General features: G+C 38.8%; 12 protein-coding genes. 10 read left to right on the forward strand and 2 right to left on the reverse strand.

Translation table 11 applies throughout. The features are described 5' to 3' along the window. Positions 1 to 5 precede the first annotated feature (5 nt). From IEU65_RS06685 to IEU65_RS06695, 3 genes are all read left to right on the forward strand, one after another. Positions 6 to 1,562, forward strand: a complete 1,557-nt coding sequence (locus tag IEU65_RS06685; RefSeq protein WP_147651907.1) for a type I restriction-modification system subunit M — start codon at positions 6 to 8, stop codon at positions 1,560 to 1,562. Continuing rightward, positions 1,555 to 2,757 (forward strand): restriction endonuclease subunit S, encoded by a 1,203-nt coding sequence (locus IEU65_RS06690; protein WP_147651905.1) that lies wholly within the window; start codon positions 1,555 to 1,557, stop codon positions 2,755 to 2,757. The genes IEU65_RS06685 and IEU65_RS06690 overlap by 8 nt, the downstream gene beginning before the upstream one ends. Positions 2,758 to 2,828: 71 nt before the next feature. Continuing rightward, complete coding sequence (locus IEU65_RS06695) at positions 2,829 to 3,746, forward strand: site-specific integrase (RefSeq protein WP_010293082.1); 918 nt, start codon at positions 2,829 to 2,831, stop codon at positions 3,744 to 3,746. 48 nt (positions 3,747 to 3,794) lie between these two features. On the opposite strand, the gene IEU65_RS10390 is transcribed toward IEU65_RS06695, so the two are convergent. Continuing rightward, positions 3,795 to 5,009 carry a restriction endonuclease subunit S gene (locus IEU65_RS10390; protein ID WP_277950317.1) on the reverse strand — a complete coding sequence of 405 codons (1,215 nt, stop codon included), beginning with the start codon at positions 5,007 to 5,009 and terminating at the stop codon, positions 3,795 to 3,797. 196 nt (positions 5,010 to 5,205) lie between these two features. Here IEU65_RS10390 and clpX point away from each other — a divergent pair, with 196 nt between their 5' ends. Continuing rightward, entirely contained in the window at positions 5,206 to 6,453 is a 1,248-nt protein-coding gene (clpX, locus tag IEU65_RS06710; RefSeq protein WP_010293087.1) for an ATP-dependent Clp protease ATP-binding subunit ClpX, read from the forward strand. 3 nt (positions 6,454 to 6,456) lie between these two features. Next, positions 6,457 to 7,050: a ribosome biogenesis GTP-binding protein YihA/YsxC gene (gene yihA, locus IEU65_RS06715; protein WP_010293090.1), complete on the forward strand. Its 594-nt coding sequence runs from the start codon at positions 6,457 to 6,459 to the stop codon at positions 7,048 to 7,050. A 72-nt stretch (positions 7,051 to 7,122) separates the two neighbouring features. Here the strand turns inward: yihA and IEU65_RS06720 are convergent, their stop codons facing one another. After that, positions 7,123 to 9,054 (reverse strand): sugar MFS transporter, encoded by a 1,932-nt coding sequence (locus IEU65_RS06720; RefSeq protein ID WP_010293092.1) that lies wholly within the window; start codon positions 9,052 to 9,054, stop codon positions 7,123 to 7,125. Positions 9,055 to 9,239: 185 nt separating this feature from the next. On the opposite strand from IEU65_RS06720, the gene IEU65_RS06725 reads away from it, so the two are divergent. The 5 genes from IEU65_RS06725 to IEU65_RS06745 form a co-directional block, all read left to right on the forward strand. Continuing rightward, positions 9,240 to 10,331, forward strand: coding sequence for a LacI family DNA-binding transcriptional regulator (locus IEU65_RS06725; RefSeq protein ID WP_188352235.1), 1,092 nt, complete (start codon positions 9,240 to 9,242; stop codon positions 10,329 to 10,331). Further along, positions 10,324 to 12,555 (forward strand): alpha-galactosidase, encoded by a 2,232-nt coding sequence (locus tag IEU65_RS06730; RefSeq protein WP_010293095.1) that lies wholly within the window; start codon positions 10,324 to 10,326, stop codon positions 12,553 to 12,555. Before IEU65_RS06725 ends, IEU65_RS06730 begins: the two co-directional genes overlap by 8 nt. Before the next feature lie 15 nt (positions 12,556 to 12,570). Next, the gene (locus IEU65_RS06735; RefSeq protein WP_010293097.1) at positions 12,571 to 13,761 is read left to right on the forward strand and encodes a galactokinase; all 1,191 of its coding nucleotides are present in this window, start codon (positions 12,571 to 12,573) and stop codon (positions 13,759 to 13,761) included. Continuing rightward, positions 13,761 to 15,269, forward strand: a complete 1,509-nt coding sequence (gene galT, locus IEU65_RS06740) for a UDP-glucose--hexose-1-phosphate uridylyltransferase (protein ID WP_010293099.1) — start codon at positions 13,761 to 13,763, stop codon at positions 15,267 to 15,269. The genes IEU65_RS06735 and galT overlap by 1 nt, the downstream gene beginning before the upstream one ends. A 6-nt stretch (positions 15,270 to 15,275) precedes the next feature. Then, positions 15,276 to 15,795, forward strand: a 520-nt coding sequence (locus IEU65_RS06745; protein ID WP_188352236.1) for an NAD-dependent epimerase/dehydratase family protein, incomplete at its 3' end; no start/stop codon positions are given.

Raw genomic sequence — 15,795 nt, forward strand, 5'->3', positions numbered from 1 at the left:
CAGACATGTCAAATACTAATCAAACGCAGCAATCGCAACAAGCTGAATTGCAAAAGCGCCTTTGGAAAATTGCCAATGACTTACGTGGCAATATGGACGCCAATGAATTTCGTAACTATATTTTGAGTTTAATTTTCTATCGGTTTTTATCAGATAAAATCGAAGATTATGTTAATAACAATTTGTTAGAGGCTGAGAGCGTCAACTTTATTGAAGCCTATGAATTGGAAGATTATCGTGAGGGAATTAAAGAGGAGGCATTAAATGATTTAGGTTTTTTTATTGAACCTAAATATTTGTTTTCAACTTTAGTCAAAGAAATTAATCAAGGCAATTTTGATATTGAAGATTTGCAGAATGCAGTCATTGCAGTGGAAAATTCGACGATTGGTCAGCGTTCGGAAGACGATTTCCGTGGGTTATTTGAAGACCTAGACTTATCATCTTCAAGATTAGGCAGTACGCCAGCAGAACGTTCAAAAATGATCGCTGCTGTTATTCTGAACTTGCATGACTTAGAAATTAAGCATGATGAAATTGAAATTGATATTTTGGGTGACGCCTATGAGTATCTGATCGGTCAGTTTGCTGCCAATGCTGGTAAAAAAGCGGGTGAGTTCTACACACCACAGCAAGTTTCTAAAATATTGGCTAAAGCAGTAACTTTGGGTCGTGAGACGTTAAAAAGTGTGTATGATCCGACGATGGGATCTGGGTCATTGTTGTTACGTGTTGGGGATGAAGCTAAAGTATACAATTATTTTGGGCAGGAACTTAATGGTACAACTTATAACTTGGGTCGCATGAACTTGCTGATGCATGGTGTGAATTATACTAACTTTAATGTGCAACAAGGCGATACGTTAGAAAACGATCATTTTGGTGATCAAAAGTTTTCTGCTGTGGTTGCAAACCCACCATACTCTGCTAATTGGAACCCAGATGGTAAGCTGGACGATGAACGATTCCGAGCATACGGTAAGACAGCGCCAAAATCAAAAGCCGACTTTGCTTTTGTGGAACACATGTTATATCATCTGGCTGAAGATGGCACAATGGCTGTCGTTTTGCCTCATGGTGTGCTTTTCCGTGGCGCAGGCGAGGGCACTATTCGGCGCTATATGATTGAAAATATGAATTTTTTGGATGCTGTGATTGGCTTGCCAGCTAATTTGTTTTACGGTACAAGTATTCCAACGACTGTTTTAGTATTTAAGAAAAATCGGTCAACGAAAGATATCTTCTTTATTGACGCTTCAAATGATTTTGACAAGGGTAAAAATCAAAATACGCTGACAGATGCTCATGTTGACAAAATTATTGAAACCTACGCAAAACGTGAAAATGTGGATAAATATGCACACGTTGCGACTTTTGATGAAATTGTCGAAAATGATTTTAATCTGAATATTCCACGTTATGTCGACACATTTAAAGAAGAAGAACCTATTGATTTGGCACAAGTTGAAGCAGAATTAAAGGCTGTTGATATTGAAATTGCCAAAGCGCAAGCTGAATTTGACGCAATGGTTGCTGAATTAGTGGAGACTAAAAATGACTGATAAAACTATGCCTGCGTTGAGGTTTAGGGGTTTTTATGATGCTTGGGAACAGCGTAAATTTTCCGAGGTACTTGAATATTCGGTTTCAAACAACACTTTGTCTCGTGCTAACTTGAACTATGACCATGGAGAAATAAAAAATATCCATTATGGAGACATCTTGGTTAATTTTGATTCTATCGTAGATGTAAATCAGCCAAATGTACCTTATGTGACTGATGGAAACCCATATGATTTTACGATACAATTACTACAAAATGGTGATGTTATCATTGCTGATACAGCAGAAGATGAGACAGCAGGTAAGGTTATTGAGGTTACTGGTATTACTGATAATTATGCTGTTTCAGGACTGCACACGATTGTTGGAAGACCTAATATTAAGTTTGCATATAAATATCTTGGTTATTATTTAAATGCACCATACTACCACAACACCTTGTTACCGCTCATGCAAGGAATAAAAGTGTTGTCATTGAGCAAGTCAAATATTGCTAAAACAGTAGTAAGGTTTCCAAAAAATGTGGACGAACAAACTAGCATTGGCGTATTTTTCAACAGACTCGATAATAATATTACTCAAAACGAGCGTAAGATTGACCTTTTGAAGCAATTAAAACAAGCGTATTTGCAACAGATTTTTAGTCAGGAACTGCGTTTTGCTGGCTTTAGTGATGACTGGAAACATCGTAAGTTGGGGGATGTCTTTAAATATGAGCAACCAACAAAATATATTGTCAAATCTACGGAATATGATGAAAAATTTGACACTCCTGTTTTAACAGCAGGAAAGAGTTTTGTATTGGGCTATACCAATGAAATTACTGGAATTAAAAACGCCACCGTAGAGAATCCTGTTGTGATTTTTGATGATTTTACAACTGGTTCTCATTGTGTGGATTTTCCGTTTAAGATCAAGAGTTCCGCAATGAAATTACTAAGTCTAAGTGATTATGCTGACAATTTTTATTTTATGTTTAATACATTGAAAAACATAAAGTATGTACCTCAGAGTCATGAACGTCATTGGATTTCTAAATTTTCAGAATTTGAAATCTGCAAGCCAACTGTAGCAGAACAGGAAAAAATAGGCTCGCTCTTCAAACAACTCGACAACCTCATCACCCTTAATCAACAGAAACTCGACCTCCTCAAGAAACAAAAACAAGCCTACCTCCAAAAAATGTTTATCTAACATTAAAATGGTTTAATGTAAATTGGCCCAACAACAAGTTGTGGCTAATTTTTTATTTGGAGGTGTCTATCATGACACAGAATCAAACGTTTCACGCATATTTTAAGGACTGGATGACGCTATATAAGCAAGGCGCTGTCAGACCTGTTACTTATCAAAAATATGTTATAACACATCAACATCTCGTTAAGCTTGCACCAAGGCTCAAAACAAGTAAACTCTCACGTGCAACTTACCAGCAATTACTTAACGATTTTGCCCAAAATCACGAACGCCAAACAGTTTTGGATTTTCATCATCATTTAAAAAGCTCGATTATAGATGCCATGGAAGAGGATATTCTAAAACGAGATCCAACCCGTAAAATTGTGATTAAAGGAACCGTTCAGCGACTTCATAAGCCCAAATTTTTGAACCAATTTGAAGTACAGGATCTTCTAAAACAATTGAATTTACAGGACGAAGTTAATTGGGATTACTTTATCTTGCTCATTACCAAAACGGGGTTGCGATTTGCTGAAGCTTTAGGACTGACTCCAGCAGATTTTGACTTTGAAAAACAAATTATCAAAATTGATAAGACGTGGAATTATAAATCAGTACAAGCTGACTTTGCGCCAACAAAAAATAATTCATCGGTCCGGAAAGTACAAATTGATTGGCAAACTGCGATACGATTTTCAGTCATCGTTCGCAATCTACCAAGAGATGAGCCAATATTTGTCCGTGGACGTGTTTACAATTCGACAGTGAATGACAGGTTATCCGCACTTTGCAAGCAAGTCAAGATTCCAGTTATCTCAATTCATGGTTTGCGCCATACACACGCCTCGTTGTTGCTTTATGCAGGCGTATCGGTTGCCTCGGTGGCACGTAGGTTGGGACATTCAAATATGACAACAACACAAAAAACCTACATTCACGTCATTCAAGAATTAGAAAATCAAGATAATGATCTAGTCATGAAACATTTAGCACAATTGATGTAAAAAAAACGGTGTCTACGTAACGTAGACACCGTTTTATAATTTGCTAGTTTAAATAAACATTTTTTTAAGAAAAGCCTGTTTTTGTTTTTTGAGGAGGTTGAGCTTTTGTTGGTTAAGGGTGATGAGGTTGTCGAATTGTTTGAAGAGCGAACCTATTTTTTCCTGTTCTGCAATATTAGGTATTGGAACAGAAATGTCTTTCATTTGTTTGATCGGAAGCTGTTTTAGAGCAGTACCTGTATATCTAGATAATATTTCTCTTTGTCCTGTATTGCCTAAAAGATATTGTATTAAAAAAAAACCTGAAATTTCGAGCTTATTAGTCCTCAATATGGCTAGCTGTGAATTTATATTCCATCCTTCATTTTCTTTAGTAGCATACCCTAAAGTGCCTAAAGATCCCCTTACCACTAGAATAATATCATCTTGTTTAATATGACCAGATGTTAGTTCATTGTGCTTTTCTTGCTTAATGTAGTTTGCATTAGACGAATCTAAATATCCGTTTGAAAAATCACTACCACGTAAGAATGGGACTCCATGTCTTTTATCGGACATATCACTAGCTGAAGGATATGATTCTCCATAATTTCCATCTGTAAAATAGGTGTGCGTTTCTCCCAACTTACGCTGTTGCCATGTATCACTAAAGCCAGCAAAACGCAGTTCCTGACTAAAAATCTTTTGCAAATACGCCTGTTTTAATTGCTTCAATAGGTCGAGTTTATGCTCGTTTTGAGTGATTAGATTGTCGAGTTGTTTGAAGAACGATCCAATTTTTTTCTGTTCTTCAATTTTAGGTAATTCCAAATTAAGGTTAGAAACAGCCGGATAGTTAACATATATTTGTGTTCCACCCTGAACAATTCGTTTTACTTTTTCTCTAAATGGTCCATTAAGTACAGTATATGCAAAATTAGAATCGAATGTTTCTTTTGGTGAAATAATTTCAGTTCGCTGATTGATTACATATTCATTATCTTGATCTATCAGCAAAGTTCTTCCGATAATTGTGCCATTAGCAGTTTTATCATTTAGTACCATGGTAAGCTCTCCAGAATTAACAACTCGTCCATCTGTAATTTCATTTGATAGTGCTCGAATATTTTGATCAACATATTGGCTATTTAATCCGTAGCTACCAATTGAAATAACTTTATATTTACCATCTTTTTCAAAATACTTTTCAATAGCTGTTCCACCTCTGTGATTAGCTACGTCAGATAACTTACGCTGTTCCCAAGGAAGTACGAAGCAATAAATTCAAAATCCATACCCACATTTAACAAAAAAAGAAAATACGCATTGTCGAAAATATAAATCTAAAACACGGTTTATAAGATGGTTATAAAATAGTATAATAATAGGATATGGTTTGCATATAAAAAATATCTAAGTTGTATATAAAATATATATCGTCTGCATAAAAATGTAGCAGATCAATCAAAAAGGGAAAATAATGGCGAATACACCAAATTTTGAAGAAGAAGTACATTGCAGTTTTTGTGGTAAATCTGCCAGTGAAGTTAAAAATATTGTTGCGGGACCAAATGGTGTCTATATTTGTAACGAATGTGTTGCCTTGGCGCAAAACATTATTCAAGAAGAACTAACTACCTCGCAAGCGGCCCAAGTCTTATCATTACCAACGCCACATGAAATTGTGGCTGAATTAAACGATTATGTCATCGGCCAAGAAGACGCTAAGAAGACGTTGGCTGTCGCCGTTTATAATCATTACAAGCGTATCAATGAAAATGTTGCGCCAACCACGGACGTTGAATTACAAAAATCAAACATTGCCTTAATCGGACCAACTGGTTCAGGAAAAACATATTTGGCGCAGAGTTTGGCGCGTATTTTGAATGTGCCATTTGCCATTGCTGATGCCACCACTTTGACTGAGGCAGGGTATGTTGGTGAAGACGTTGAAAACATTATTTTGAAGTTGTTGCAAGCAGCTGATTTCAATGTTGAAGCAGCCGAGCACGGCATCATTTACGTTGATGAAATTGACAAAATTGCCAAGAAATCTGAGAATGTTTCAATCACGCGTGACGTTTCTGGTGAAGGTGTCCAACAAGCGTTACTTAAAATGCTAGAAGGTACCATTGCCAGCGTGCCACCACAAGGTGGTCGTAAGCATCCGCAACAAGAGTTAATTCAGGTTGACACGACCAACATTTTATTTATCGTCGGTGGCGCTTTCGCAGGTATCGACACGATTATCAAGGAACGTTTAGGTGAACGAGTCATCGGCTTCGGTTCAGACGCTAATGAAAACGCAGTTGCCCTCAATGACGAAAATATTCTTCGCCATGTGCAACCAGAGGATATGACCAAGTTTGGCTTAATTCCAGAATTTATTGGTCGTTTACCAATTGTGACCGTATTAGATGAATTAAAAGTGGCTGACTTGGCACGCATTTTGACAGAACCTAAAAACGCGCTCATTAAGCAATACACAGCACTTTTGGGCTTAGATGATGTTGAACTTGAGTTCCAACCAGATGCATTAGAAGCAATGGCTGAACTAGCCATCAAACGCCATACTGGCGCGCGTGGCCTACGCTCAATCATTGAAAACGTCATGAAGGATGTCATGTATGATATCCCAAGTCGTGATGATGTGGCGAAAGTAATTATCACCGAAGCAAGTGTTGAAAAAGGTGAGCAGCCAGAGCTACAACTTAAAAGGGAGGCTTAACTCATGGACGTGCATAACGTTGAAATGGTGATGAGCGCCGTCTCAGCCACCCAATATCCAACTGATGGTAAACCTGAAATTGCCCTTGTTGGTCGCTCAAATGTCGGTAAATCGTCATTGACCAACACGTTGATTAACCGCAAGAACTTTGCCAGAACATCATCACAACCGGGGAAAACGCAAACGTTGAACTTCTACAATGTCGAAGACCAATTATATTTCGTTGACGTGCCCGGTTATGGTTACGCGAAAGTATCCAAAAAGCAGCGCGAAGCGTTCGGACACATGATTGAAGAGTACATCACATCACGCAAGCAATTACGTGGTGTAATAAGCTTAGTTGACGCCCGCCATGATCCTAGTGATGATGACATTTCAATGTACGAGTGGTTGCATTACTACAATATTCCAATCTTGGTTGTTGCGACCAAGTCGGACAAAATATCACGCAGTCGTTTTAACAAATATGAATCAAATATCAAGCGCACGCTTGGTTTTGACGAAGAAGACAGTGATTTTCAATTCTTTTCATCGGAAACGAAATACGGTAAAGATGAAGTGTGGCAGTGGATTGAGACACATCTCAATCAAATGTAATTTTAAAGATGCAAAAGGCCTAAAGTATATGACTTTAGGCCTTTTGTTACGTATTATAATATGATCGGCATTTTAGCCATTATTTTCAAGCGTCAAAATGACATCGTCTTTATCGACTAAGCTTCCGAGTGGTTTCTTTAATGTCAATGTGTCATCGGCACTAGAATTAGTAATGGTAACAATAACTGTATCATCATAGCCAGCATCTTTAATAGCCTTATCCCAGAACTCAATGAGTAAATCACCACGCTTGACGTGTTGGCCACGTTCGAAGTAAGTTACGAAGCCAGTACCTTGCATAGCTACCGTCCCAATACCAATGTGGATTAATGTTACGACACCAGTATCAGAGACCAGTCCAACAGCGTGTCGAGTAGAAAAGGCAATTCTAACGGTACCATCAAATGGTGCATATACGCGACCATCAGAAGGCTTAATAGCAAATCCTTGACCAAGCGCGCCATTGGCAAATATAGGATCATTTACTGATGCTAAATCAACGAGCTCTCCGGCGATTGGTGCGTTGTAGTCATGCGCACCAGCTTCAATTTTAGTTGATGTCGTGACAGGACTAGCAGAATCATCAGCTAATTGCTTGCCCCAAGTACGTTCCAATTGATCAACAATTTCAGCGTGCTTCTTTTCTGTTAATGTGACCTTACGATAGAATACATACGTACCAATTAAAATAATAACAATTGGCAAACCAAACATAATGAGTTTAAAAGTAACTTGACCTGAAGCGCTAACGGAAGCAGCAGTGGCACCAGTTGTCATACCAGCAGCAACAGCTGTTAAGCCGACGACACCGTTTGAAATGGCACCAGCTAGCTTGTCTAGCAATGGTCGAACTGACAATGTTAGTGATTCATCACGGTGGCCCAACTTAAGCTGACCATATTCAACAGAATCGGAAATAGTCATCAAAACAACCAAGAAGACTAGGGGTTGTGGAATAGCGAACAGTACAGCAGCGATTAAGACCATTGGCAGTGATTGACCAGCAAATACAAACAAAACCAAGGCGATGATCATCGTCAAAATGCACCAGAAGAAGAGATTACGACGGTTAAGCTTATCAGCTAACTTTGGGAAAAGTGATACAGACAGCAAGCCAGTTACAATATTGAGACTAGCAAAAATTGAGAAAGCAGATGAATTACCTAAAATAAAAGTAAAGTAATACAGTTCCAGCGAGTTGACGAGTGTAACGCCAGTTGTATAGAGGCCATAAGAAAGGGCAATCCACATCAATTGATCGTTATGAGTTAAAATGTGAAGAACTTTTTTGAAAGTTGTTTTTTCTTTATTTTTACGAAGATCTGAATCGACTTCTTTGGTACCGATACCAACAGCTACGGCACTTAACCAAGCGATAGTTGCAACAATCACAGCAAACCAGAACCAGCCACGCGTATCACCCGTGCCGCCATTTGAGTTCAGAGAAAAGAAAAGAACAAGTGGCATGACGACGACACCCACTAAATTACCACCAATAGTTGACCCGATTCGAGCAAATGTAGCTGTTTTTTCACGTTCACGAGAATCAAATGTTAACGCAGGAATCATTGACCAAAATCCAATGTCTTTGAATGAATAGAAAATGTCCATGATGATGTAAATAAAACCAAAGATGATTAAGTAAAGCAGAGGATTGGATTTATTTAAACCACCCATATTCGTAAACAAAATGATTAGAGCAATAGAACCAACAGTACCGCCAACAACCACCCAAGGTTTGAACTTACCCCAACGTGTACTCGTGTTATCAATTGCGTTACCAATAAATGGATCAATTGCCAATTCAACGAAACGCAATAGGAAGATAATTAGCGTGATGTAACTAATCATTTTGTCATTCTGTGCAGCGTTACCACTATTAAACAAGTGTGTTGTCACAAACATAATGAAATAAGTTGACAATGTAGCGAAAAACATATCGTTACCGAATGCACCAAACGCATAAGAAACGCGAGAGGTCATCGATTGCTTGTTAGACTTCATAATTGTATTCTCCTTTTCGATATCAGCTAACACAGTTAATAGTAAGCGCTTTCAAAAGAAAAAGCAATACTTTTTACTAAATATTTAGTAAAAAGTATTTTATCGCAATTTGTTGTAAAATAATAAAAGAACATTTTCTGTGATAAAGACTGATATCACAACATTGACGAGTTGAGGAAGAATATATGGTCACAATAAAAGACATCGCGGCAGCAACAGATGTTTCGGCAAGTACAGTATCACGTGTCTTAAATCAAGATATGACGTTATCTGTATCAGACGAGACACGACAAAAGGTTATTGACACAGCACAGCGGCTGAATTATGTTAAAAAACCCAAAAAAGAAATGACTACTCAAACGCTCCACATTGCAGTTTTGACGGTCTTTTCTGAAACACGTGAATCTAATGATTCTTATTGGCGCCAAATTTATTTAAGCATTGTTCAAGCTGCTCATGAACGCGGCATTGTGGTTGATGAAGTTATTCGTATCAATCAAGGATTGAAATTGGCTGATTTTGCGCAATATGACGCCATTATTGTCCTTGGGGATATGACACCTAACGCTGTCAAGAGACTCCAGCAAATCAACAACTGTATTGTTTTAGTTGATGCGAAAGACCACTACCATGATATTGATGCGGTTAACCCTGAATTGCGGTTGATGACAGTTAGAATTTTGAACGAGTTATATGAAGCGGGTCGACAAAAAATTGGCTTCATCGGTGGCATCAATGATTTGACAGCTCTTGACGGTACGACAACAACTAATCTAGAAGACGTGCGTAGTGAGATATATGAAGATTGGTCAAAGCGTCATGATATCACGCCTCACTTTCATACTGGAACATGGCATGCAGAAACTGGTAGCATGGGTGCAACAAAATTATTGGAAGAGGAGCCGCAATTAGATGCGTTGTTGGTGGCGTCTGATCCAATTGCATTAGGCGCTATTAATGCATTGAAATTACAAGGTATTGAACCTGGAAAAGACATTGATGTGGTGAGCTTCGATAATTTGGAGTTAGCTTCATATTTGGTGCCAGCATTGACTACGGTTGAATTAAATCCCAGCGCAATTGGCAAAACTGCTTTAAATCAGGCCTATGAGCTGGCTAAAGGCGAAAGATCTTGGCCAATTTGGTCTACAATTCCAAGTCAGTTACATTATCGTGAGACGTTCAAAAAAATAAGTAACCGTTTACATTTTAGTAAACAGGTGGTAAACTATGTTTGTAATTTAGTAAATATTTTCTTGGAGGAAGCAAATGTCTAATGCAAACATTTTTTTTGATGAACAACAACAAGTTTTTCATCTATCAAATCAGCAGGTGTCTTACTTGATTCAAATCGAAGATGGTGGCGTGTTGAGCCACTTGTACTTTGGCAAAAAAGTATCAGGCTATCATGGTTCTCGCCTTTATCCGCGATTAGATCGGGGCTTTTCACCTAATTTAGCTGGTGAACCTCATCAAACAGACCGTCGTTTTTCAAAAGATACGTTGTTACAAGAGTATAGTGGTTATGATACAGGCGATTTTAGACAAGCTGCCATCAAATTACGGGGCGTTGATGGTGCCGAAGCTACTGATTTTCGTTTTAAATCGTACGCAATTGAAAAGGGTAAAACCAATTTAAGCGATTTACCACATGCTTACGTATTATCTGATGACGAGGCGCAAACTTTAGCAATTGTGTTGGAAGATGTTACTTTAAATGTTGAGCTCACTTTATACTACACAATTTATGCTGACAGGCCGGTTGTAACACGCTGGAGCAACATCAAAAACTTATCTAGCGAAAATGTAAAAATTGAAAAAATCGCGTCGCTCCAATTGGATTTACCTGCCAATGATTTGGAAGTTATCTCTTTGCCTGGTGCTCATGTTCGTGAGCGAAGTATCGAACGGCAGCCATTGCGTCAAGGGTTAACGACTTTTGCCAGTCATCGTGGTACCAGTTCGCACCACATGAACCCGTTTATTGCGCTGGTTGCACCGACTACGACGGAAAATCAGGGTGAAGCAGTTGGTATTCAGTTAGTTTATTCTGGCAATCATCAGTTTAGTTTAGAAAAAGATTATGTTGATCAGTTGCGCATTTTAGCTGGTATTAATGAAGAAGGCTTTTCTTGGGAACTCACTCCAGACGATAGTTTTCAAACACCAGAGACGCTGATGGTGTACTCAGATGAGGGCCTTAATGGTATGTCACAAGCTTATCATCACCTTTTGCGGGAACGTGTAGCTCGCGGACAATATCAGTACGCACAACGACCAATTGTTATCAACAACTGGGAAGCAACATATTTTGATTTCAATGCCGAAAAAATTGAAGAAATTTTAGATGAAGCTGCGCCGCTAGGTGTGGAAATGTTTGTCTTAGATGACGGTTGGTTTGGTCATCGTGATGACGATGATAGTTCACTAGGTGATTGGTTTGAGTACACAGCCAAGTTAAAAGATGGTGGTGGATTAAATGGTTTGTCACAAAAAGTGCATGACAAAGGAATGAAGTTTGGACTCTGGTTTGAGCCAGAAATGATTTCTAAAAATTCGGACCTATATCGCGCCCATCCAGAATACGTACTACGTATTCCAGAACGTGTCATGACACCAAGTCGAGATCAATACGTACTGGATTTTTCAAGACCAGAAGTTGTCGACAATATTTTTGATCAAATGGCGGCTATTTTGGACAATGTGCCAATTGATTACATCAAATGGGATATGAATCGTCATCTGACTGAAGTTTATTCAACTGCTTTGCCAGCTGATCGTCAAGGTGAAGTAGCACATCGCTATATGTTAGGTGTATATGATTTGGCTAATCGTTTGACCAGCCGATATCCTCAAATTTTGTTTGAAGGTTGCTCAGGTGGTGGCGGTCGTTTTGATGCCGGTATGCTGTATTATTTCCCACAGTCATGGACATCTGATAATACAGACCCTATTGAGCGTTTGAAAATTCAATATGGTACAACATTAAGTTATCCGGTTTCAAGCATGACCGCTCACGTTTCTGCATCTCCTAATCATCAAACTGGTCGCAAGACGAGCTTGAAAGTGCGTGGCGATGTTGCGACTGCGGGTGTGTTCGGATATGAATTAAACTTAGCCAAATTGTCTGATGCAGAAAAAAGTGAGATTAAAGATCAAATTTCATTTTATAAGCAACAACGGCAGTTGATTCAATATGGTGATTTTTATCGGATTAAAAGTCCATTTGAGGGTAACGAGACTGCTTGGGAATTTGTGAATGAAGATAAAACAGAGGTGCTTTTGTTTAATTATCGTGTGTTATCAACGGCGCAACCAGCGTTTAGCATTACAAAGATGAGCCACTTGTTGCCCGAGGTACTCTACGTTGATCAAGCCACACAAGAAAGCTTTTCTGGGGATGAGTTGATGTCAATTGGTTTATATAATGCACCGATTGAGCAAGCAGATTTCACTTCATCGGTTCGATATTTTAAAGTCCAAGAAAACGAATTAAAGTAAGAAAGGTAGATTGAAATGTCTGATACTTACACAAAATTAACTCAGGTTTTTGAAAGTCAATTTCACCATATGCCCAGTGATAAATTTTTTTCACCGGGTCGTATCAACTTAATCGGTGAACATACAGATTACAATGGCGGTCATGTCTTTCCAGCATCAATTACGCTAGGAACTTATGGCGTAGCGGCATTACGATCAGATCGTGATGTCAAAATTTATTCAACTAATTTTCCAGAACAAGGTGTGATTACCTTTGATATTGATAATGAAGATAAATTACCTCACGCATCTTGGGGTAACTTTGTTAAAGGTGTATTACAAGCTCTTAGAGGGTACGGCAATCAGTTTGAAAATGGTTTTGAACTAGTCATCGAAGGGAATATCCCGAATGGTTCAGGTTTGTCATCATCATCATCATTAGAATTATTGATTGGCGTTGTCGCTCAAAAATTGTACCAACTGAAGATTCCAAGGTTGCAATTAGTTGCCAGTGGTCAACGAGCAGAAAACGACTTTGTTGGCGTTAACACAGGCATTATGGATCAGTTTGCAATTGGTTTTGGTGAAAAGGATCGGGCAATTTACCTTGACACTAATACGATGATTTATGAGATGGTGCCTATTCATTTAGGTGATTATGTAGTTGTCATCATGAATACGAATAAACGTCGTGAATTAGCGGACTCAAAGTACAACGAGCGTGTTCGTGAAACGCAAGAAGCTGTATATCAGTTGCAAAAATATGTACCGATTCAATATTTAGGTGAACTCGATAGTGATACATTTGATAAATATGCTGGTAATTTATCCTCCGAAACCTTGCGTAAACGGGCACGACATGCGGTTTATGAGAACGAACGTACTAAAGTGGCTGTAAAGGCGCTAAAAAATGATGATCTTGAGGCGCTTGGTGAGTTGATGAATGCTTCTCATCAATCGTTAAAAGATGACTATGAAGTTACTGGTATCGAGTTAGATACTTTAGCTGAAACAGCGCAACAGGTTGATGGTGTACTTGGCGCTCGCATGACAGGTGCAGGCTTTGGTGGTTGTGCGATTGCATTAGTCCATCGCGATGCTGTTGCGCAACTGAAAGAAACAGTGGGACGCCAATATGAATCTGTTGTTGGCTATGCACCATCATTTTATGTCGCTAACATTGGCAATGGTGCACACTGGGCAGGTGAAGTAGCAGGAGAGGCATAATGGCGGAAATTGATTTATTCACAGCATTCGCAAAAAAAATTATTGCAGAATCTGATTATACAACTGATGACGAAATTTATTTGGTCAATCAAATTATGGGATTAGTTGGTGAAACAAATCATAATACGGTACCTCACTTGCTAGATAATGACAGTGTAACGACCCTATCGTTATTAGATCAGCTGATAGCCGTTGCCGAAAAAAATGGGACATTAGCGTTGCGTCAAATGAACACTGATATGCTAGGTGCGCAACTCATGAACTTTATCGTGCCAAGACCATCACAGGTTCGCAAAATGTTTTGGGAGCATTATCAGCAATCTCCGCGACAAGCAACTGATTATTTCTTTGACTTATCACAGCGTAGTAATTACATTAAAACACGTGAGATCAGTCAAAACATTTCTTATCCAGTGGATACAGAATATGGTACACTGCAAATTACTATTAATCTATCCAAACCAGAAAAGGATCCTAAAGCGATTGCGGCGGCTTTGAAAAATAAAAGTCAACAGCAATCGCAATATCCTGTTTCACAATTGGCAAAAGAGAATGAAGGATATTGGGGACGACTGGATTATGCAGCGCGCACTAATCATCGTGTTATTCCAATGATTTTAGGACATGAAAAATGGTATTTTCAATATTCACCTTATGCTTATTTCAATGAACATGCTATCGTGCTCTCTGAAAATCTTCGCCCGATGCATGTTGATCGCGAAAATTTATCACGATTGTTAGAGTTTGTGTCTAAATTTCCAGAGTACTTCATTGGATCAAATGCGGATTTGCCAATTGTTGGTGGATCGATTTTATCACATGACCATTTTCAAGCTGGCCGTTATGAACTACCTATGGAAAAAGCAGTCATGAAAGAAAAAATTACCATTGCAGGGTGTGATTTGCGTGAAGCGGGTATTTTAAATTGGCCGATGACAACCATTCGCTTGATTGACGATGATCGTGAAAAATTACTACATGCTGCTGATAAAATTATGATGATTTGGCAAAATTATGATGATGTCTCTCTTTCAATTCGTGCGTATGGTGATGATGGTGAACGACACCACACGGTAACGCCGATTGTTAGATTTCGAAGTGGTCATTACGAAGTGGATCTTGTATTACGTGATAACAACACATCTGACGCTTTCCCAGATGGCATTTTTCACCCACATCCAGATGTTCAGCATATTAAACAAGAAAATATTGGTTTGATTGAGGTGATGGGATTAGCAATTTTACCGCCACGTTTGAAAACAGAATTAGCTGAAGTTGCGCAATATTTATTAGGTAATGATAATAACATTGCAGAGAAACATCAAGCATGGGCAGATGCTTTGAAGCAATCTGAAGTGATTAACGCGAATAATGTGACACATATCGTGCAACAAAGCGTGGGACAGATTTTCAGTCGGGTACTTGAGGATGCAGGCGTCTTTAAAAATGATCAATCTGGACAAAAGGGTCTGGAAAAGTTTATTAAGCAAATCGAAGTAGGGGAATAAATCAAAATGGCAGTATTAGTACTTGGTGGCGCAGGATATATTGGCTCACACATGGTGAAACGTTTGGTTGAAGCCGGACGCGACGTGGTGGTTGTGGACGCCTTGTTCACTGGCCACCGCGCAGCAGTTAATCCAGTAGCGACATTTTATCAAGTTGACATTCGTGATAAGGCAGCATTGTCGGCAGTGTTTGATAAAGAAAACATTGAACAAGTGGTTCATTTTGCAGCCTTTTCAATCGTGCCAGAGTCAGTGGCAAACCCGCTGAAATATTTTGACAACAATACTAGTGGCATGATTACGTTGTTGGAAGTGATGAAAGCACATGACGTCAAGCAAATCGTCTTTTCATCAACAGCGGCAACTTATGGTAATCCGGTGCATATTCCGATTAAGGAAACCGATCCGCAAAACCCGATTAACCCTTATGGCGAATCAAAGTTGATGATGGAAAAAATCATGAACTGGTCCGATCAAGCTGACGGGGTTAAATGGGTCGCGTTGCGCTATTTCAATGTGGCTGGTG

This window comes from Leuconostoc pseudomesenteroides KCTC 3652, from assembly GCF_014634745.1.
In the GTDB taxonomy this organism is placed as follows: domain Bacteria; phylum Bacillota; class Bacilli; order Lactobacillales; family Lactobacillaceae; genus Leuconostoc; species Leuconostoc pseudomesenteroides.